The sequence below is a fragment of the Pseudomonas sp. MF08875 genome (assembly GCF_059862525.1).
On sequence record NZ_JCBCUW010000006.1, the window covers coordinates 33,938 to 54,721 of the forward strand.

General features: G+C 62.9%; 16 protein-coding genes. 9 read left to right on the forward strand and 7 right to left on the reverse strand.

Annotated features, from left to right (window positions below; all coding sequences use genetic code 11):
* The first annotated feature begins 2 nt into the window (after positions 1 to 2).
* Complete coding sequence (locus AC19YT_RS04920; RefSeq protein WP_500609854.1) at positions 3 to 1,625, forward strand: MFS transporter; 1,623 nt, start codon at positions 3 to 5, stop codon at positions 1,623 to 1,625.
* A gap of 83 nt (positions 1,626 to 1,708) precedes the next feature.
* On the opposite strand, the gene fabV is transcribed toward AC19YT_RS04920, so the two are convergent.
* On the reverse strand, positions 1,709 to 2,908 hold the full coding sequence (fabV, locus tag AC19YT_RS04925) for an enoyl-ACP reductase FabV (protein ID WP_095111212.1): 1,200 nt from the start codon (positions 2,906 to 2,908) through the stop codon (positions 1,709 to 1,711).
* Between the two features lie 221 nt (positions 2,909 to 3,129).
* On the opposite strand from fabV, the gene potE reads away from it, so the two are divergent.
* The 3 genes from potE (at position 3,130) to AC19YT_RS04940 (ending at position 7,230) form a co-directional block, all read left to right on the forward strand.
* Positions 3,130 to 4,437: a putrescine-ornithine antiporter gene (gene potE / locus AC19YT_RS04930; protein WP_500609855.1), complete on the forward strand. Its 1,308-nt coding sequence runs from the start codon at positions 3,130 to 3,132 to the stop codon at positions 4,435 to 4,437.
* A gap of 189 nt (positions 4,438 to 4,626) precedes the next feature.
* Positions 4,627 to 5,268 carry an adenylyl-sulfate kinase gene (gene cysC, locus AC19YT_RS04935; RefSeq protein WP_500609856.1) on the forward strand — a complete coding sequence of 214 codons (642 nt, stop codon included), beginning with the start codon at positions 4,627 to 4,629 and terminating at the stop codon, positions 5,266 to 5,268.
* Between the two features lie 3 nt (positions 5,269 to 5,271).
* On the forward strand, positions 5,272 to 7,230 hold the full coding sequence (locus AC19YT_RS04940) for a hypothetical protein (RefSeq protein WP_500609857.1): 1,959 nt from the start codon (positions 5,272 to 5,274) through the stop codon (positions 7,228 to 7,230).
* A 50-nt stretch (positions 7,231 to 7,280) separates the two neighbouring features.
* On the opposite strand, the gene AC19YT_RS04945 is transcribed toward AC19YT_RS04940, so the two are convergent.
* From AC19YT_RS04945 to AC19YT_RS04965, 5 genes are all read right to left on the reverse strand, one after another.
* On the reverse strand, positions 7,281 to 8,474 hold the full coding sequence (locus AC19YT_RS04945; protein WP_500609858.1) for a fumarylacetoacetate hydrolase family protein: 1,194 nt from the start codon (positions 8,472 to 8,474) through the stop codon (positions 7,281 to 7,283).
* A 68-nt stretch (positions 8,475 to 8,542) separates the two neighbouring features.
* Positions 8,543 to 10,123: an aldehyde dehydrogenase (NADP(+)) gene (locus AC19YT_RS04950; protein WP_500609859.1), complete on the reverse strand. Its 1,581-nt coding sequence runs from the start codon at positions 10,121 to 10,123 to the stop codon at positions 8,543 to 8,545.
* Positions 10,124 to 10,289: 166 nt separating this feature from the next.
* A complete protein-coding gene (locus AC19YT_RS04955) occupies positions 10,290 to 11,843 on the reverse strand; it encodes a UxaA family hydrolase (protein ID WP_095111208.1) in 1,554 nt (517 codons plus the stop codon).
* Positions 11,844 to 11,987: 144 nt separating this feature from the next.
* A complete protein-coding gene (locus AC19YT_RS04960) occupies positions 11,988 to 12,941 on the reverse strand; it encodes a LysR family transcriptional regulator (protein ID WP_095111207.1) in 954 nt (317 codons plus the stop codon).
* A gap of 108 nt (positions 12,942 to 13,049) precedes the next feature.
* Positions 13,050 to 14,027 (reverse strand): LysR family transcriptional regulator, encoded by a 978-nt coding sequence (locus AC19YT_RS04965; RefSeq protein WP_500600256.1) that lies wholly within the window; start codon positions 14,025 to 14,027, stop codon positions 13,050 to 13,052.
* Between the two features lie 84 nt (positions 14,028 to 14,111).
* On the opposite strand from AC19YT_RS04965, the gene AC19YT_RS04970 reads away from it, so the two are divergent.
* The 5 genes from AC19YT_RS04970 to AC19YT_RS04990 all read left to right on the forward strand — a co-directional run bounded on the left by AC19YT_RS04970 (position 14,112) and on the right by AC19YT_RS04990 (position 19,931).
* On the forward strand, positions 14,112 to 15,428 hold the full coding sequence (locus AC19YT_RS04970; protein ID WP_500600254.1) for an L-fuconate dehydratase: 1,317 nt from the start codon (positions 14,112 to 14,114) through the stop codon (positions 15,426 to 15,428).
* A 97-nt stretch (positions 15,429 to 15,525) separates the two neighbouring features.
* Positions 15,526 to 16,842 carry an MFS transporter gene (locus AC19YT_RS04975; RefSeq protein WP_095111204.1) on the forward strand — a complete coding sequence of 439 codons (1,317 nt, stop codon included), beginning with the start codon at positions 15,526 to 15,528 and terminating at the stop codon, positions 16,840 to 16,842.
* A gap of 161 nt (positions 16,843 to 17,003) precedes the next feature.
* Entirely contained in the window at positions 17,004 to 17,822 is an 819-nt protein-coding gene (locus tag AC19YT_RS04980) for an ABC transporter substrate-binding protein (RefSeq protein ID WP_371856255.1), read from the forward strand.
* 51 nt (positions 17,823 to 17,873) lie between these two features.
* A complete protein-coding gene (locus tag AC19YT_RS04985) occupies positions 17,874 to 18,986 on the forward strand; it encodes a succinylglutamate desuccinylase/aspartoacylase family protein (RefSeq protein ID WP_500609860.1) in 1,113 nt (370 codons plus the stop codon).
* A gap of 54 nt (positions 18,987 to 19,040) precedes the next feature.
* Positions 19,041 to 19,931: a MurR/RpiR family transcriptional regulator gene (locus AC19YT_RS04990; protein ID WP_500609861.1), complete on the forward strand. Its 891-nt coding sequence runs from the start codon at positions 19,041 to 19,043 to the stop codon at positions 19,929 to 19,931.
* A 3-nt stretch (positions 19,932 to 19,934) separates the two neighbouring features.
* On the opposite strand, the gene AC19YT_RS04995 is transcribed toward AC19YT_RS04990, so the two are convergent.
* A complete protein-coding gene (locus AC19YT_RS04995) occupies positions 19,935 to 20,750 on the reverse strand; it encodes a hypothetical protein (RefSeq protein ID WP_500609862.1) in 816 nt (271 codons plus the stop codon).
* Positions 20,751 to 20,784: the final 34 nt, after the last annotated feature.

Below are 20,784 nucleotides of genomic sequence, written 5' to 3' on the forward strand. Positions count from 1 at the left end.
CTATGTCAGAACGTGCTCAAACCCTGGACGTCCCGCGTGAAGCGGTCAGCCAACAGGAAACCCGCAAGGTCATCTTCGCGTCGTCCCTGGGGACGGTGTTCGAGTGGTATGACTTTTTCCTCTACGGCGCCCTCGCGGCGGTCATCAGCAAGCAGTTCTTCGCCGGGGTCAACGACACCACGGCATTCATCTTCGCCCTGATGGCGTTCGCCGCCGGGTTTATCGTGCGGCCCTTCGGTGCCCTGGTGTTCGGGCGCCTGGGGGACATGATCGGGCGCAAGTACACCTTCCTCGCCACCATCGTGCTGATGGGCGTGGCCACATTCTGCGTCGGCCTTTTGCCCACCTACGCCAGCATCGGCATTGCTGCGCCTATCATCCTGGTAGTGCTGCGCATGCTCCAAGGCCTGGCCCTGGGCGGCGAGTACGGCGGCGCGGCCACTTACGTCGCCGAGCACGCACCCATGGGCAAGCGCGGTTTCCACACCAGTTGGATTCAATCCACCGCCACCCTGGGCCTATTGCTGTCGCTGCTGGTGGTGCTGGCATGCCGCTACTTCACCGGCGATCAGTTCGAGGTCTGGGGCTGGCGCATTCCGTTTTTGCTGTCGATCGTACTGCTGGGCATTTCCACTTGGATCCGCCTGAGCCTGCACGAGTCCCCGGCCTTCGTGAAAATGAAAGGCGAAGGCAAGGTTTGCAAGGCGCCGATCCGCGAGTCGTTCGGCCAGTGGGAGAACCTCAAGGTGGTGCTGATCGCCCTGTTCAGCATCAACGCCGGGCAAGCGGTGACGTTTTATGCCGCGCAGTTCTACGTGCTGTTTTTCCTTACCCAATTCCTGAAAATGGACCCGGCCCTGGCCAACGGCCTGCTGATTGTCAGCGTGGTGATCGGCGCGCCGTTCTTTATTTTCTTTGGCTGGCTGTCGGACAAAGTCGGGCGCAAACCGGTGCTGATGCTCGGCCTGTTGCTGGCCACGGTGCTGTACTTCCCGATCTTCAAGGCCCTGGCCCACTACGCCAACCCCTTGGTGGACCAGGCCAGCCGCCAGGCGCCGATCACCGTCCTGGCCGACCCGGCCACCTGCACCTTCCAGTTCGACCCGGTGGGCAAGGCGCGTTTCGACAGCCCTTGCGACAAGGTCAAGACTTTCCTGGTCAAGCAGGGCCTGCCCTACCACAGCGCCGCCGCCCCGGCCGGCAGTGAGGTGCAGGTGAGCATTGGCGACGTGCGCATCGACGGCTACGACGAAGCGGCCCTGCGCGGCGCGGTCACCTTGGCCGGTTATCCGCAGCAGGCCGACCCGCAATTGGTCAACAAGCCGATGATCGTGGCGTTGATCGTCGCCCTTATCCTGATTTCCGCCATGTGCTACGGGCCGCTGGCAGCGCTGATGGTGGAGTTGTTCCCCACGCGCATCCGCTACACCTCCATGTCGTTGCCGTACCACATCGGCAACGGCTGGTTCGGCGGCTTCCTGCCCACGGTGTCCTTTGCCCTGGTGGTGTACACCGGCGATATCTTCTATGGCCTGTGGTACCCGGTGGTCATCACTGGGGTGAGCCTGCTGGTGGGGCTGTTGTGCCTGGGTGAGACGCGCCATGTGGACATCGCCGAGGACTGAAGCGCCCCGCCCCTCGCCCAGCAAAATCACCCGGCAATAAAAAACCCTTGCCCGTCACCGGGCAAGGGTTGGAGGGGTGCAGATCAACCCTGGATCAGGTTCTTGATCTCAACATCGGGGCTGACATCAGCCTCGTAGTCCACGCCTTCGATCTCGAAGCCGAACAGGCGCAGGAACTCCTGCTTGTAGCCGGCAAAATCGGTGAATTCGTGCAGGTTTTCGCTGGTGACCTGGTCCCACAGCGCCTTGACGCGGTCCTGTACCTCGGGGGCCAGTTCCTTGTAGTCGGCACGCAGGCGACCTTCTTCGTCGATCAGCGGGTTGCTGCCGTACAGGCTCTCGCGGAACAGCCCATAGACCTGCTCGATGCAACCTTCGTGGCTGCCCTGCTCCTTCATCACCTTGAACAGCAGCGACAGGTACAGCGGCATGATCGGGATCGCCGAACTGGCCTGGGTCACCACAGCCTTGAGCACGGATACCCGGGCGTCGCCCTGGATATCGGCCAGTTGCTGGCGGATGCCCACGACTTTCTTGTCCAGGTCCTTCTTGGCTTCGCCAATGGAACCGTTCCAGTAGATGTCCTGGGTGAGTTTTTCGCCCAGGTAGGTGAACGCGGTGGTTTTCGCGCCTTCGGCCAGGACACCGGCGCCATGCAGGGCGTCGATCCACATCTGCCAGTCTTCACCGCCCATGACCGCGATGGTGCCGTCGATCTCTTCCTGGGTCGCCGGTTCCAGGGTGGTGTCCTGCACCACTTCCTTGTCGGTGTTCACCCCACGCAAGGTGATGGACTTGCCCAACGGCTTGAGGGTGGAGCTGAACACTTCGCCGGTTTTGGGGTGGGTGCGCCGTGGCGAGGCGAGGCTGTAGACCACCAGGTCGATCTTGCCGCCGAAGTCTTTCTTGATGGTGTCGATGGTGATCTGCTTGATGGCATCGGAGAACGCGTCGCCATTGATGCTCTTGGTCACCAGGCCCTTGGCCTCGGCGAACTTGTGGAACGCGGCGCTGTTGTACCAGCCGGCGGTGCCCAGTTTGCCTGCGTCGCCTTCACGCTCGAAGAACAGGCCCAGGGTGTTGGCGCCACAGCCGAACGCGGCGCTGATGCGCGCTGCCAGGCCATAGCCGGTGGAAGCCCCGATCACCAAAACGTTCTTCGGCCCGTTGGCAATCGGCCCCTGGGCGGTAACGTAGTCGATCTGGTGCTTGACGTTGGCTTCGCAGCCAACCGGGTGGGTGGTCACGCAAATAAAACCACGGACACGCGGTTTGACGATCATAAAAGGTCTCCCTCTTTCAAAATTCCGAGAGCCGGCGCAGGCCATGCCGCGCCGCTCGTTCGGGTCTATGACGCTCGTAATCGCCAGGCGTCACGCAAAGATTCGCTTTAGCCATTGGCAAACCCCGGCGAGAGTGGCGCTTCGCCGGGCAAATGTCCACTTGGCATCACGCCGATAATCCGCTACAGCTACAGCCTTCCCCGCGCCCAAGGATTGGTTGGATGGCCCTGCCCAAGAAAATGAACGTGATGCAGCTAACCCTGCTCACCGCTGTGAACATGCTCGGCTCGGGGATCATCCTGCTGCCGGCCAAACTGGCCGAGGTCGGCGGCATTTCGATCCTGTCCTGGCTGGTGACCGCCACCGGCTCCCTGGCGCTGGCTTACGCCTTCGCCCGGTGCGGCATGCTCAGCCGCAAGGCCGGGGGCATGGGTGGCTACGCCGAATACGCCTTCGGCAAGGCCGGCAACTACCTGACCAACTACACCTACGGCAGCTCGCTGCTGATTGCCAACGTGGCCATCGGCATCACCGCCATCGGCTACCTGCAAGAACTGTTCGGCTGGCAGTTGAGCGCCCTGCAGATCGGCCTGGCCACCATCGCCCTGCTATGGCTGACCACCCTGCCCAACTTTGGCGGCGCACAGGTTACCGGCAAAATCGGCGCGGTTACGGTGTGGGGCATCATCGCCCCGGTGCTGGTGGTGGCCACGGTCGGTTGGTTCTGGTTCGACGCCTCGGTCTACCGCGCCGCCTGGAACCCCCACGACGCGAGCTGGTGGCATGCGGCCACGGCGTCGGTGTCCATCACCCTGTGGGCCTTCCTGGGGCTGGAATCGGCCTGCGCCAACAGCGACGCCGTGGAAAACCCCGAGCGCAACGTGCCCATCGCCGTATTGGGCGGCACCCTCGGCGCGGCGCTGGTGTACATCCTGTCCACCAACGTGATCGCCGGGATCGTCGCCAACCCGGAACTGGTCAGCTCCACCGCGCCTTTCGGCCTGGTGTTCGCCAAGATGTTCACGCCCCTGGTGGGCGATGTGGTGATGGGCATGATGATCGTCGCCTGCGCCGGCTCGCTGCTGGGCTGGCAGTTCACCATCGCCCAGGTGTTCAAGAGCTCGGCCGACGCCGGCTACTTCCTGCCCGTGTTCGCCCGCCTCAACAGCGCCGGGGCGCCCGTGTGGGGCATGTCGATCCTACTGGGCCTGCAAACGGTGCTGGTGCTGATGACCCTGAACCCGGACTTGAGCAAGCAGTTCGACACCCTGGTGAACCTGGCGGTGGTCACCAACATCGTGCCCTACATCCTGTCCATGGCCGCCGTGATGACCATTCAGAAAGCCGCCGGCATCGCCCCGGGCCAAGCCCGCCTGACCAACCTCATCGCCCTGCTCGCCTCGGCCTACAGCTACCTGGCGCTATACAGCTCCGGCGCCCAGGCGCTGATGCTGGGGGCGTTGTTTACCTTAAGTGGCTATACGTTGTTTGGCTTTGTCAGCCAAAGGCATACGCCACGGCTGGGTTGATGGTTCTAACGATGTTCCGGGAGGTAGGGAGTGGCATCGACTCGCGTGATGGCGATATGATCCTGCCCTTTTTGGTTAGGCTCCAAAACGTCGAAATGGCGAACATCGTCAGCCTCAATGGCCCGATACTTCTCTAACCTCCCCTTTTGAACTGCCGTGTAACTACTAACCCGGCGACGGAGATGCTTGATGAATAACGATGTTCTTTGGCAATACCACTCAATCAACAAGGAACAACGGGCCGCAACGAAGCACCAAAAACCCTGCATCATCTGGTTCACAGGGCTGAGCGGCTCGGGAAAATCGACACTATCCAATCTGCTGGAGCTAGAACTCCTACGAATGGGTCATCACTCATACTTACTGGATGGCGACAACATACGTCATGCCCTGAGTAACGACCTTGGGTTCAGTGATGACGACCGCAGAGAGAATATCCGCCGGGTGTCTGAAGTAGCCAAGCTCTTTGTCGATGCCGGGCTTATCGTGATTGTCGCGCTTATTTCACCCTTCCAGCGCGATCGGGATGCCGCACGTGCCTTACTCGCAAAGGATGAATTCATCGAAGTCTTCGTCGATGTACCGCTGCAGGAATGTGAACGACGGGATGTGAAGGGGCTGTATAAAAAAGCGAGGTCCGGCCTGATAAAGAACTTTACGGGAATTGACTCCCCGTATGAAAAACCCGTCGCTCCGGAAATCCATCTCCAGCCTTCAGACGAGCCGGCGACTGCAACTATCGACACGATCATCAGCCACCTGAAAACCAAAGGCATCTTTACACGAGCCGCCCCCGCACAAGAACCCGACAATCAGCACGCCACTGCCTAGAACATGACAACCAAGAACATCATCATACATGCCGGCCTCCATAAAACCGGGTCGACATCAATACAGGGGTTTCTTGGCAAGCATCGAGAAACACTGCTCTGCCATGGCATAGATTTTTTTACAGGCGCCCACTTCCCCAACAATCACGTGGAAATTTATGCGGCAGCCATGCAATTGGAGCGAACGTCTTCGTTCAAAACCTACTCGACCTTGAGCTTCGATGAACAGTATCGCCAACGCACCGAAGCTCATATAAAAAACTACATAGCCAACTCCAACTGCAACACCCTTGTCTTTTCCGCCGAAGGTATCTCGCTCCTGAGATATGAAGACGAAATTTCAAGGCTGCAGGCAATGTTTTCGCCCCACCCGATTCAGCTCATCATTTACATGCGCGATCTGCACAGCTATCGCATTTCCTATAGGAACGAACTGCTTAAACACAAACAACCAGAACATATAAGCAAGAACTCTTTTTTATATGCCAAGGATGATTCCTGGCTGTTCAACCTCGACCAGCGCATTTCAGCCTTTCAAGACGTATTCGGCCACTCGCATGTCACGCTAATAAGCTACAACGACGCGTTGCAGATTGAAAAAAACGTCATCCCGTCGTTCTTGCGCGCTATCGGCGCCGCGCATCTATTCCAGCAGGCTGACTGGGATAATTTGTTCTTGAATAAATCGCCCCCTCTGCCCAGTGTCCCAACCGACGCGGTCACCTCATCCACAGCGACAATTATGAACACCGAACCCATGCCAACTTCCAGCAGCACCTCAGCGCCCGCCAAAACCTTTGAGAAAATCTATCTTCACATTGGACTGAAAAAAACCGGCACCAGCTACCTGCAAAGTTGCTTGGACACTCTTTCAAACACGGGCCAGTTGAAAAATATCAGCTACCCCGTACTGAACAACATCGACGACTTCAAAGCTATTCGATCTGGGAACGGAGAAGCTGTTGCCTTCCAGTTACTGGAAGAGTTAGTTCCCGTTTTTTCAGCGCCCCTGGTAGAGCAACTGCTCAATACATTGGTAGATGCGGCAGACCGTGAAAAGCCGTGCCTACTTATTTCCAGCGAGCACTTCTCGGTTGCCGAGCCTGCAAGAATGAAAGTGCTGCATGAGCTACTCCTGACGCACACCAACAACGTTGAACTCATCATTGGCGCGCGCCCTCTAGGGGAGCTTTGCTATTCGATGTATCACCAACTCATCAAGCGTCATGGCGTGCATGTACCTTACGACAAGGCCTTTTTCGACACATTCAGCCAGGAGTTGATTGCCCAGTTGGAGATGCTTGAACCCTTCATGGCAAATGCCCAAGTCATCGCCCACCAGAAACAGGGCCTGCTCAATGAGTTCCTGAATCTTCTGGGTGAAGGGCCCGCCGACCTGGAAGAACTGACCGACGCCAAGGTCAACCGTTCCCTGACTGCCGCCGAACTTGTATTACTCGGCCATATCAATAGTGTCTTCAAAAATGGAGAACTATCGACCCGCATCAGTGACCGCTGGATTTATGCCAAGCCCGACGCACAAAGCCCATCGAACAAGGCGGATAACCAAGCGATTGAACACGCGTTTTCGCTCGCACTGGCTGAACGCCACTCAACACTGTCCACCCCGGCAGCACAGCAGCTGATTGCCGTGTTGACCCGTTGCACCGAGGCCGATACTGCATCGCCTTCTGGCATAGATGCGCCTGTCCAGGCCAGTCAAGAAGAGCACTTGCTGATAATGGCCCTGGAAGAAATCAATAACTTCTTGAATATCAGCGAACGCCTCCAGGCCTATACGAAAAGCCTGAAGCCAACTAAAGAGGCGTTCGATCCGATTCATTACCTGTTGCTTAACCGTGATGTGTTAGCGGCAGGCGCGAACCCGGTAGAGCACTTCAAGATTTTTGGCCGCAAGGAAGGGCGTAACTCCGCTTACAACTTGACCTCAGTACTGGTGTAGATCCTCCCCTGGTTTATTGGCGGGCTCGCGCCAATAAACCATTTCCTACCTCAGCGTGCCTTCACCGCCACCTGCAACAACCCGCGGCGATCGAGGCTTTCGATCAGGGCGCGCAAGCCGAATTCCCAGGCTGGGGCCTGGTCGCTGGTGGTGACGCGGTTGCACAGGGTGCCCAGCAGTGGGTTGCTGATGCTGACCACGTCGCCCGGTTTGTGGGTGAAGCCGCCGCCGGGTTGGTCGCGGTCTTGCTTGGGGGCGAACAGAGTGCCGAGGAACAGCACCAGGCCATCGGGGTATTGGTGGTTTTCGTTGAGGGTCTGTTGCACCAGGTCGGCCGGGTCGCGGCTGATTTGGCGCATCGAGCTGCGGCCCTGCATGACGAAGCCATCGTCGCCGGTGACGCACAGGTCCACTTCGGCGGCGCGTACGTCGTCCAGGTCGAAGCTGTCGTCGAACAGGCGCAGGAACGGCCCCAGCGCGGTGGAGGCGTTGTTGTCCTTGGCCTTGGACAGCAGCAACGCGCTGCGCCCTTCGAAGTCGCGCAGGTTGACGTCATTGCCTAGCATCGCGCCCTGGATCTTGCCGAGGCTGTTCACCGCCAGCACCACTTCCGGCTCGGGGTTGTTCCAGCTCGACTTGGGGTGGATGCCGATCAACGCGCCGTGGCCGACCGCCGACAGGGGCTGGGCCTTGGTGAAGATCTCGGCGTCGGGGCCGATGCCCACTTCCAGGTACTGCGACCACAGGCCCTGCTCCACCAGTACCGCGCGCAAGGCCTGGGCCTGCTCGGAGCCGGGGACGATCTGCGACAGGTCGCTGCCGATCTGCGCCACCAGGGTGCCACGGATGGCGTCGGCCACGGCTGGGTCGCCCTTGGCCTGCTCTTCGACCACCCGCTCCAGCATGCTCGCGGCGAAGGTCACGCCGGCAGCCTTGACCGCTTGCAGGTCGATCGGCGCCAGCAGCCAAGGCTGGTTGCGGTCCTGGCGGGCCGGGTCGCTGTTGTCCAGCAGGGTTTGCAGTTCCATCAACGGCGCGCCCAGGGGCACGCCCCGCAGCCAAGTTGCCGGGTCGTCCAGTTCCAGCAGGGCCGAAACGGTGGCGACATGGGCGCTGATGTCGTAGACCGCCGCGTTTTTCAGCAGGACCACGGCCGGCCCTTCGTTGGGCAGGCACACGCGGCCCACCCAGGTGCCGGTATCGAACACGTGGGCGTTGGCGCTCAAATTCAGGTTGTTGTTCATCGCAACACTCGCAAGGTGATGTAGGAGAAGGCCCCCTGGCGGTCAGGGGGCGAGAACGTCGGGGCGGGTCAGCCCAAGGCGCGGGTGCTGCTCTGGCCGTCCACGAGGCGGGCGATGCCCAATGGGTTGGCGTTTTTCAGAGCGTCGGGCAAGTGCGCATCGGGGATGTTCTGGAAGCACACCGGGCGCAGGAAGCGGTCGATGGCCAGGGTGCCCACCGAGGTGCCGCGGGCGTCGGAGGTGGCCGGGTACGGGCCGCCATGGACCATGGCGTCGCTGACTTCCACCCCGGTCGGGTAGCCGTTGAGCAGCACGCGGCCGACGCGCTGTTCGAGGATCGGCAACAGCTCGGCAAACTCCACCAGGTCGGCGTCTTCGGCCAACAGGGTGGCGGTCAGTTGGCCTTGCAGGGCACGCACGGCGCGCAGCAGCTCTTTGCGGTCGGCGGCCAGTACCACCACCGTGCACGGGCCGAAGACTTCTTCTTGCAGCAGTTCATCGTGTTCCAACAGCAGGCTGATATCAGCTTGGAACAGTTGCGGCTGGGCCTGGTTGCCGCTTTGTGGCTGGCCGCTCAGGTGGCTGACGCCAGGGTGGCTGTGCAGCGCCGCCAGGCCTTTGCCGTAGCTGGCCAGGGTGCCGGCGTTGAGCATGGTTTGTGGCGCCTGCTCGGCCATGTGCGCGCGCAGTTGCTCGACAAATGCGCTCATCTGCGGCGAAGCGATGCCCAGGATCAGGCCCGGGTTGGTGCAGAACTGGCCGCAACCCTGAACCACCGAGGCGCTGAGGTCCTTGGCGATGGCCGCGCTGCGGGCCTGCAAGGCCTGGGGCAGGACCAACACCGGGTTGATGCTCGACATTTCGGCAAACACCGGGATCGGTTGCGGACGCGCGGCCGCCATGTCGCACAGGGCGCGGCCGCCCTTGAGGGAGCCGGTGAAGCCCACGGCCTGGATGCCTGGGTGCTTGACCAGCGCAGCGCCGACACCGCCGCCGAAAATCATGTTGAACACGCCCGTGGGCATGCCGGTTTTCTCGGCGGCGCGCACCAGCGCTTCGGCCACCCGCTCAGCCGTGGCCATGTGGCCGCTATGGGCCTTGAACACCACCGGGCAACCGGCGGCCAGGGCCGAGGCGGTGTCGCCGCCGGCGGTGGAGAACGCCAGTGGGAAGTTGCTGGCGCCGAACACGGCCACTGGGCCCACGGCGGTGCGGTACTGGCGCAGGTCCGGGCGCGGCAGCGGTTTGCGCTCGGGCAGGGCCTGGTCGATACGCGCACCGTAGAAGTCGCCACGGCGCAGCACTTGGGCGAACAGGCGCATCTGCCCGCTGGTGCGGCCACGCTCGCCCTGGATACGGGCGGTGGGCAACGCGGTTTCGCGGCAGGTCAGGGCTACGAAGTCATCGCCCAGGGCATCGAGTTCGTCGGCGATGGCGTCGAGGAATTCGGCACGGCGCGCGGCCGGCAGGTTGCGGTAGATCGGGAAAGCGCGCTCGGCGGCTTCCACGGCCAGGTCGACCTCGCCCAGGGTGGCCTGGAAAAACGCGCCCGGCAGTTGCTCGCCGGTGGTGGCGTCGACGCTGTGCAGGCGAGTATCGCCTTCGGCGCTGCGTTGACCGTCAATGAAGTTGAATCCGGAGAGGTTCATTTGAAGAGTTCCCTTGGTGAAAAGTAAAAAAAGGGCCGGCAGCCACACAACCCAGTGGTAGCGGGCCTGCCCGCGATGGCGGACTGTCAGGCCATACAGTTGCCAACTGACCCACCGCTGTGGCGGGCAAGCCCGCTTCCACAGCAGATCAGCCGGGGGCGCGCGATCACGTCACCGCGCCGATCTGCCACGGCACGAATTCGTTCTGGCCGTAGCCGTGCTGTTCGCTTTTGCTGCGTTGGCCGGAGGCGATGTCGAGCATCATCTGGAAGATGTAGGCGCCCCGCTCTTGGATGCTGGTGCTGCCGTCGGCAATGCCGCCGCAGTTCACGTCCATGTCTTCTTCTTGGTACTCGAACACCCGGTTGTTGGTCGCCAACTTGATCGAGGGCGCCGGCGCACAGCCGTAGGCCGAGCCGCGCCCGGTGGTAAAGGCGATCAGGTTGGCGCCGCCGGCGACCTGGCCGGTGGCCGACACCGGGTCGTAGCCGGGGGTGTCCATAAACACCAGGCCCTTGGCGCGCACGGCTTGGGCGTATTCATAGACATCCACCAGGTTGCTGGAGCCGGCCTTGGCCACCGCCCCCAGGGATTTTTCCAGGATGGTGGTCAAGCCCCCGGCCTTGTTGCCGGCCGAGGGGTTGTTGTTGAGTTCGGCGTTCATCCGCTGGCAGTAGGCTTCCCACCAGTGGATGCGGGCGATGAGTTTTTCGCCCACGGCACGGCTCACCGCACGGCGTGTCAGCAGGTGTTCGGCGCCGTAGATTTCCGGAGTCTCGGAGAGAATCGCCGTGCCGCCGGCCGCCACCAGGCGATCCACTGCGTTGCCCAGGGCCGGGTTGGCGGTGATCCCCGAATAACCATCGGAGCCGCCGCATTGCAGGCCCACCACCAGGTGCTTGGCACTGACCCGCTCGCGCTTGACCTCGTTGGCCTGGGCCAGCAGGCTCTTGACCTGCTCAATGCCGCTGGCGATGGTTTTCGAGGTGCCGCCCACGCCCTGAATGGTAAAGGCGCGCAGTTGATCGCTCTTGGTCAGCCCCTGGGTGGCCAGCAGGTCTTCGATCTGGTTGGTTTCGCAGCCCAGGCCAATAATCAACACCGCCGCGAAGTTGGGGTGTACCGCGTAGCCACCCAAGGTGCGGCGCAACAGGCCCAGGGCTTCGCCGCTGGGATCCACCGCACAACCGGCGCCGTGGGTCAGGGCCACCACACCGTCGATGTTCGGGTAGGCGGCCAGCACTTCGGGGTGGATGTCGCGGCGAAAATGGTCGGCCACGGCCCGGGCCACGGTGGCCGAGCAGTTCACCGAGGTCAGGATGCCGACGTAGTTGCGGGTGGCGACCCGGCCATCGGCGCGCACGATGCCGTCAAAAAACGCTTCGCTGGCCGGCACTTCATGGGCGTCGACGCCAAAAGCGTAATCGCGGGAAAAGTCGCCCATTTCCACGTTCTGCACGTGCACATGGTCGCCGGCTTCGATGGTCTGCGAAGCGAAACCGATGATCTGCCCGTAGCGGCGTAGGGGCTGGCCCTGCTCGATGCGCACGGTGGCGACCTTGTGCCCCGACGGCACAGCCTGGCGCACGGTGATTTGCTCGGCGGCCAGCACCAGGCCTGCGGGCAGGGCCTGGCGGGCGATCAATACGTTGTCCAAGGGGTTGAGGCGGATCACGGCCGCGCGGGTGTCAAAGCCTTGGGTCTTGGCAATCAGTTCCATGGAACCTCTCAGAGACGGTTACACCGTAGGTTCTTGTTATTACGTGCTCGATCAAGATCGAGCAGGTCTATAACCACTCTAAGGAGCTGCCGGGCCATTGCCCAATGAAAGGTTGCGATTGACCGATAACCCCAGGTTATCGCTTCAGGCAATTTCCCCATTACGGCGCTGGCGGGCGAACTCCAGGAGGATTTCGGCAAACTCCCGGGTCGGCCCGGTCAGGCGTTCGTTTTTGCGGGTGAGGATGCCGTAGTCCAGGGGCGCCAGTTGCAGCGGCGTGTCCAGGGCTTTGAGCAAGCCGTTGTGCAGGTGGGCGCTGACCATGGACTCCGGGAGCATGGCGATCATCGGCCCCGATTGCAGCAGTTGCAGGAAGGTGGGCATGGAGATGGTGTCCACCGTATTGGCCGGCGTGGCCAGGCCCACGGCGGCGAAGGCTGCCTCCATGCGTGCGCGGATCGGCGTGCCCACCGGGTACAGCACCCACGGCCACTGGCTCAGGTCGGCCAGGCTGACCGGGCCTTGCGCCAGCGGGTGGCGATGGTTGACCACCAGGCAGAACGGCTCCGGGCCCAAGGGCTGGAAGTCGAAGAGCTGGGCGAAGCGCTCATCGGTGAAGCGGCCGATTATCAGGTCGAGCTTGTTTTGCTCCAGCATGGCCAGCAAGTGGTCGCTGGACTGCTCCACCACCTCAATCGACAACAACGGGCTACGGGCCTTGATAAGGGCAATGGCCTCGGGCAGCACCACCGAGGTGGCGGCAAAGATCCCACCCACCTTCAAAAAGCCGTGGCCGCCCTGGCGCAGGCGATTGACCTGATCGACAAAGCGCTGGGAATCGTTAAGCGACACCTGGGCGTAGCGCACCACGTACTCCCCCAGCTCCGTGGGCGGCATGCTGCGCGGCAGGCGCTCGAACAGGGCAAAGCCGAACTGCTCCTCCAAATCGCGCAGCATCTTGCTCAGGGCCGGTTGGCTGAGGTTCATCTGCTGGGCGGTGGTGTGCATGTTGCGCGTGCGGGCCAGGGTGTCGATCAGCACCAGGTGCTTGAAGCGCAACCAATTGCAGAAGGCAGGATGGGAAATGGCCGGGGGCATGGGCGATGTCCTTGGGGAAATGGCGGGGAGTCTAGCGGGCGGGGTGCGCTGGGTCACTTAAGCAAGGGCTGGCCTGTGTGGGATCGCTCCCACCATGTTGCAGGTGGGTCAGCCCTTGCCACACTCGCGCAAGTACCCCAGCAACCGGCTCACCGCCGGGGCCAGGGGCCGGGCTTGGCGGGTCAAGAGGCCCAGGTTGACCATGGAGATCGGCAGTTCCACCGGCAAAATCGCCACCATGGCGTAGCGCGCGTAGTGCTCGGCCACATCGTTGGGCACCACAGCGATCATGTCCGAGGCTTCGATCATGGCGGTGGTGGCCAGGATCGAGGCCGTTTCGACGATATCCAGGGCCTGCACCATGCCGCCGGCGTTGAGGGCGTTTTCTACGCGGCGGCGCATGGGGCTGTCGAGAGGGTGAAGAATCCAGGTCAGTGCCATCAGGTCGGCCAGGCTCAAGCGCGCCGCGCCGGCGAGTGGGTGCCCGGGGCGGGCGATCACGCGCATCTGCTCGCCCTGTTCGAACAGCTCGATGTTCAGGCCCTGGCTGTCGCTCTGGTCCGGCAGGCGCCCCAGCACCACGTCGTAGTCGCCGCGCACCAGGGCCGGGAGCAAGGTGTCGCTGGTGCCCACCTCGATGCTGATGCGCACTTTCGGGTTGTCGGCCTTGAAGGCCAGCACGCCCCGGGTCAACACCGTGGGCACCGGCCCCATCACGGTGCCGATGCGCACCAGGCCCGAGGCGCCCCGGGCCAGCTCCGCCAGTTGCGCTTCGGCGTGTTCGAACTCATGCACCGCGCCCTGGGCGTAATGCAGCATCACTTCGCCATACAGGGTCGGCTCCATGCCCCGGGGCAAGCGCTCGAACAACTTGGCCCCCAGGCGCTCTTCCAGTTGCTGCAACAGCAGGCTCGCCGCCGGTTGGGTGGTGTGCATGGCCGTGGCGGCGCGGCGCAGGTTGCGGTACTCGCCCAGGGCATTGAGCAAGGCGATCTGGCGGCTGGAAATCTTCAGCGGGCTGAAGGTTTTGGCCGCTGGCAGCGAGGGTTTGACGGGCAGCTCTGACATATCAATTTTGGTATCCATCTATACGAATCGACGATTATGCCTATATCGCCGCTCACCCTACAGTCGGGCTTCCAAGACGTCACCTACAAAAAAGAGTTCGCCATGAGCATTCGAATTACCCACCTGAGCGTACGCGACATCCGTTTCCCGACTTCCCGTTCGCTGGACGGCTCCGACGCCATGAACAGCGCGCCGGATTATTCGGCTTCTTATGTGGTGCTGCACACCGACTCCGACAAAGGCCTGGAAGGCCATGGCCTGACCTTCACCATCGGCCGTGGCAATGAGATCTGCTGCGCCGCCGTGCAATCCCTGGCGCCACTGATCGTCGGCAAGACCCTGGAAGACATCACCGCCGACATGGGCGGTTTCTGGCACAACATCACCGTCGGCGACAGCCAACTGCGCTGGCTGGGCCCGGAAAAAGGCGTGATCCACCTCGCCACCGCCGCTATCGTCAACGCCGTATGGGACCTGTGGGCCAAGGTCGAAGGCAAACCGGTGTGGAAAATGCTCGCCGACATGAGCCCCGAGCAACTGGTGGCGTGCCTGGATTTCAGCTACGTGACCGACGCCATCACCCCCGAAGAAGCCATCGCCTTGCTGCGCCGCAAGGCCTCGGGCAAGGCCGAGCGCGAAGCGCACATGCTGCGCGAAGGCTACCCCGGCTACACCACCGCGCCAGGCTGGCTGGGCTACAGCGAAGAGAAAATGCGCCGCCTGTGCCGCGAAGCCGTGGCCGACGGCTGGACCCACGTCAAGCAGAAGATCGGCGCCAACCTGGAAGAAGACATCCGCCGCGCCGCGATCCTGCGTGAAGAACTGGGCCCGGACCTGACCCTGATGATGGACGCCAACCAGGTCTGGGGCGTGGATGAATCCATCGCTAACATGCGCCGCCTCGCCGCGTTCAACCCCTGGTGGATCGAAGAGCCCACCAGCCCCGACGACATCCTCGGCCACGCCACCATCCGCCAGCGCATCAAGCCCATTGGCGTCGCCACCGGCGAGCACTGCCACAACCGGGTGATGTTCAAGCAGATGTTCCAGGCCCAGGCCATGGACTTCTGCCAACTGGACGCCGCGCGCCTGGGCGGCCTCAACGAAGTGCTGATCGTGATGCTGATGGCCGCCAAGTTCGACGTGCCGGTCTGCCCCCACGGCGGCGGCGTCGGCCTGTGCGAGTACGTGCAGAACATCTCGATCTTCGACTACATCGCCGTTTCCGGCTCCCTGGAAAATCGCGTGCTCGAATACGTCGATCACTTGCACGAGCACTTCCTGGAGCCGGTGGTGATCCGCCGCGGGCGCTACATGCCACCCCAGCAACCGGGCTACAGCATCGAAATGAGCGCGCAAACCCTGGAGCGATATCAGTACCCTGGCGGCGCTATCTGGGTGGACCTGGAGCCGCAATAGTCCGCGAACACTGCCCCACTCCCCTTGCCCGCCCCGGCGGGCAAGGGTTGCACCACCGGTTTGACCCTTTGTACCTGCCCACATTAGGACTATAAAAATGACAATCCTAAGTACCGCGGCGGCCCAGGCAAGCACTGCCGGCGTCACCGATGAAAGCCGCCTGAACCGCCTGCTGTTGCGCAAACTCATGCCACTGTTGGTGGTGGTCTACGTGATGAGTTTCCTCGACCGCACCAACATTGCCCTGGCCAAGGCCAGCATGGGCATCGATTTGGGCCTCTCCGCCGCGGCCTATGGCCTGGGCGCGGGGCTGTTCTTCCTGACCTACGCGCTGTTCGAGGTGCCCAGCAACCTCATCATGCAACGCGTGGGTGCCCGGTTCTGGATCACCCGGATCATGATTACCTGGGGCCTGTTGTCCGCAGGCATGGCGTTCGTCCAGGGCGAAACCTCCTTCTACATCATGCGTCTGCTGCTGGGCGTGGCCGAGGCCGGCCTGTTCCCCGGCGTAATGCTGTACCTGACCTACTGGTTCAACCGCGAACAACGGGCACGGGCCACCGGTTACTTCCTGCTCGGCGTGTGCCTGGCCAACATCCTCAGCGGCCCGTTGGGCGGCGCCTTGCTGGAACTCGACGGCTGGCTGGGCTGGCACGGCTGGCAGTGGCTGTTCGTGCTCGAAGGCCTGCCCGCCGTGGCCCTGGCCTACGTGGTATGGAAAAAACTGCCCGACGGCCCCTCCTCCGCCTCCTGGCTGACCAAAGCCCAGGCCCGCGCCATCGAAGAACGCCTGAGCGCCGAGCGCGCCGCCTCGCCGCAGCAAAGCCGCCTGGGGCAGATGTTCCGCGACAAGCAGATCTGGCTGGCGATTGCTGTGTACTTCGTGCATCAGATCACCATCTACACGGTGATCTTCTTCCTGCCCGGCATCATCGGCACCTATGGCGCGCTGACGCCCCTGCAAATCGGCCTGCTGACCTCGGTGCCGTGGATCGCCGCCGCCATCGGCGCCGCGACGTTCCCACGCCTGGCCACCTCACCGCAGCGCTGCCGGCGCATCCTGTTCTTCGGCCTGCTGACCATGGCCAGCGGCCTGTTGCTGGCGTCGTTCTCCAACTCCTACATCGGCCTGATCGGTTTCTCGCTCACCGCGCTGATGCTGTTCGTGGTGCAGTCGATCATCTTCGTCTTCCCCTCCAGCCGCCTCAGCGGCACGGCCCTGGCGGCGGGCCTGGCGTTCGTCACCACGTGCGGCTTGCTCGGCGGTTTCGTCGGCCCCTCGGTGATGGGCCTGATCGAACAAACCACCGGCAGCACCCGCAACGGCTTGCTGGTAATCGCCGGGTTGCTGGTGGTCGCGGCGCTTATTAGCACACGCCTGCGCCAAGGCCAGGAACAAACCACCACCGCCTAAGGTAGTCAGCGGGCGAGCCCGCTTGCTACAGCCATTCCCACAGGGCGCTTCGGCGCCCTTTTTGCTGGGCGCTGGCGGGGTTGATACGTTTACTTTCAGTGGATTGATTTGTGAAATAAAACCTGTCATTTATAGCCGCGCCAACCTTTTGGCCAAGGGTAATGACCACCCGCACGTCCCACACAGGAGTGAACCATTTGAAAAAGACCCACGTTTTCGGTGCTTTGGTACTTAGCGCCGTCAGTCTGTTTGCCCACGCCGATCAAAAAACCATGCGCATGGGCATCGAAGCGGCCTACCCGCCGTTCAACTACGCAGACCAGCAAGGCAAGCTCGGCGGTTTCGACTACGACATCGGCAATGCGCTGTGCGAAGAAATGAAGGTCAAGTGCCAATGGGTGGTCCTGGCGTTCGACGGCATGATCCCGTCGCTCAACACCAAGAAGATCGACGCGGCGGTCACGTCCATGTCGATCACCCCCGACCGCCTCAAGTCGGTGGACTTCAGCAAGAAGTACTACCACACCCCTGGCCGCTACACGATGAAGGCCGGCACTGAGCTCAGCGATTCGCTGGTCGAGCTCAAGGGCAAGAAAGTCGGAGTCCAGCGAGCCTCCACCTACGACCGTTTCGCCACTGCCGAACTGGAAAAAACCGGCATCGAGGTGGTGCGCTACGACACCCAGGCCCAAGCGTTCCTTGACCTGCAGAACGGCCGTATCGACGCCGCCCTGGCCGACAGCGTGTTCACCAACGACAGCTTCCTGCAAACCCCGCAGGGCAAAGGCTTCGCCATGGTCGGCCCGTCCACCGCCAGCAAGCCGGAATACTTCGGCAAAGGCGCCGGCATCGCCATCCGCAAGGGCGACGTCCAAACCAAGGAACGCCTGGATGCCGCCATCGACGCTATCCGCGCTAACGGCACCTACGACAAAGTGATGGCCAAATACTTCACTTTCGACATCTACGGCGCTCGCTAAGCCCCCGCGTTCACCCTGGCGCGCGCGCCAGGGTTCCCACTAAGGATTTGCATGGAACACATTCAACACCTGCTGCCCTGGAGTGCCATGGGCACCGAGCGGCAGTTGTCGGTCTTTCGTTTTGGCCAGGGCCCGCGCAAAGCCTATATCCAGGCCTCGCTGCACGCCGATGAACTGCCGGGCATGCGCGTGGCGGTGGCACTCAAGGCGCGCCTGCGGGAGCTGGAACAACAGGGCCGCCTCAACGGGGTGATCGAACTGGTGCCGGTGGCCAACCCCATTGGCCTGGCGCAGATGTTCCAGGGCACCCACCAAGGCCGCTTCGAGTTTTCCAGCGGCAAGAATTTCAACCGTGACTTCCCGCAACTGGCCGATGCCGTCGCACTGCGCATCGACGGCCAGTTGACCCAAGACGCCGACGCCAACGTCGCCCTGATCCGTGCCGCCATGGGCGAGGCCATCGCCGCCCTGCCCGCCGCGCAGTCGGAGACCGAAGGCCTGCGCCGCCTGCTGCTGCAACACGCCTGCGACGCCGACCTGGTGCTGGACCTGCACTGCGATTTCGAGGGTGTGATGCTGCTTTACGCCATCCCCCAGCACTGGGCGCAGATCCGCCCCCTCGCCGCGCGCCTGGAGGCCGGGGCCGTGTTGCTGGCCGATGATTCCGGCGGCAAGGCGTTCGACGAATCCTGCTCGCTGCCCTGGGTGCAACTGGCCGAGCGCTTCCCCCAGGTGCCGGTGCCCCTGGCCTGCGTGGCCAGTACCCTGGAGTTGCGCGGCATGACCGACACCGACCGCGAACCGAGCATCGCCTGCGCCGAGCAGATCCTCGCCTACCTGGCCGACCAGGGCCTGATCGCCGGCGACTGGCCACCCGTGCCCGGCGAGTGCTGCGACGCCACGCCGTTTGCCGCCACCCAATACGCCTACGCCCCCCACGCGGGGGTGGTCAGCTTCCTGCAAGCGGTGGGTGCGCGGGTGCAGGTCGGCGACCCGTTGTTTGAAGTCCTCGACCCGCTCACCGACCGCCACAGCGTGGTCCACGCCACTACCGACGGTTTGCTCTACGCCCGCGAACGCCTGCGTTTCGCCCAACCGGGGCTGTGGCTGGCCAAGGTCGCCGGCACCCAGGTGCTGCGCCAGGGCCGCTTGCTTACCGATTGACGTCCCCGCCCCACGCCACTGGCGCGGGGCGCCTTCACACAGGTTGCATCGCCCATGCTGAGCCCCGCCTCCGACACCACGGTCTACGCCACCCCGGTGATGCGCAAACTGGCGCAGATCATCAGCGACCTGCCGCCCTCGCTGCGCAAGGTGGCCGACTTCATCCTGCGCCACCCGCTCAAGGCCGCCACCCTGACCATCGAGGAACTGGCCCAGGAAACCGCCACCTCGCCAGCGGCGGTCAATCGCCTGGCCAAAGCCCTGGACCTGGGCGGCTACACTGGCATGCGCGCCGAGTTGATCGATACCTTGCAACAGATGGTCTCGCCGGTGGACAAACTGCGCGATCAACTGGCCCAGCGCCCCGACGGCGCCTTTGGCCTGCCGGAGCAAATCCAGATCGCCAGCAGCAACCTCGCCACCGCCGCCAGCAACAACCCGGGCGAGGCGTTCGAGGCCTTTGTCACAGGCCTGACGGCGGCGCGCAAGATCTATGTGCTGGGGTTTGGCAACAGCGTGTACCTGGCCGGTTATGCGGCCGCGACCCTGATGCCGTTCTGCGCCGATGCCTGCGCCATCAGCATGGAGGGCGGCAACGAAAACGCCGCCTATCGCCTCGCCGCCATCACCGAACAGGACGTGCTGCTGGCCATCTCGCTGCCGCGTTACTCCCTGGACACCCTGCAACTGGCCCGCTTTGCCCACGAACGCGGCGCCCGCGTGCTGGCCATCACCGACTCCCCTGCCTCGCCCCTGACCGCCCTGGCCGACCACGTGCTCTTCGCCCCCGCCGAGCACCCGGTGCTGACCAGTTCCAGCATCGCCGTGCTGGCCCTGATCGAAGGCCTGGTGGCGGCTGTGATGGCGCGCAACCCGGCCTGCGTGAAACTGGCCACCGAACTGACCGAAAGCGTGGTGTCGTACCTGCAAGCGCCACGGCGCTGAAACCTAGGGGATGCCCCAGCCGAACTGGCTGCTGACTTCCAGGGTCTGGCGCGTGCCGGCCTCGTCCAAAAAGGTGTAGCTCAGGCGCTGGGCCGGTTGCGCGGTGTAGTCGAAATCCACCCCCGGCACGTTGTGCAGCTTGCCGCTGACCACGGTGTCCAGGTAGTCGGAATACACCACGGTCGCGTCGGCCGTGGGCGTCATCTTCGCCCCTTCGTAACTGCCCAGGGTGAAGCTCTTGCAGTTGTACTCATAGAGCTTGCCCGCCAGTTTGGCGCTCAGCTCCCGCGCCGGGCCGCTGCGCAACTGGCGACATTCGGTGAGTTTCTTGGTCTGGATCACCACCGGTTCAGTGGGGTAGGACTTGGTCCATTGGGTCACGCAATCAAGGGGTTGGCGCGAGTACAGCTCTTCGCTGTAGACCTTGAACACCGGCGCCGGCCAGGGGCTGGTCTTCGACAGCACGACTTTGGTGTTGGCGGTCAGGCTGTCCTTGGTGCCGCAGTTCTGGATCTGATCGGGCGCCTGGTAGCTCTGCAGCGCGGCAAAGCCGTGGTAGATCGGCAGGCGCGTCACCGTGCCACCGTCGCCGGTATACACATAGCCCCACGCGGGGTAGGCCTTGCCGTCGGCCATGGTCACCGATTGCAGCTTGGCCGCCGCGGTGCCGACCTTGCCGATTTCCGGGTCGTACTCGTACTGGCGCTTGAGCGCCGGCGAGATGTGCCGGGCTTCGCCGGGCAACACCCGCACTTGCTTGAGTTCGGCGGCCAGGGCCGGCACGGCCACCAAGGGCAATACCATCATCAGGATTTTCATAAGCCTCCCGCGGGTCCTCGTTGTGGTTGTTGTA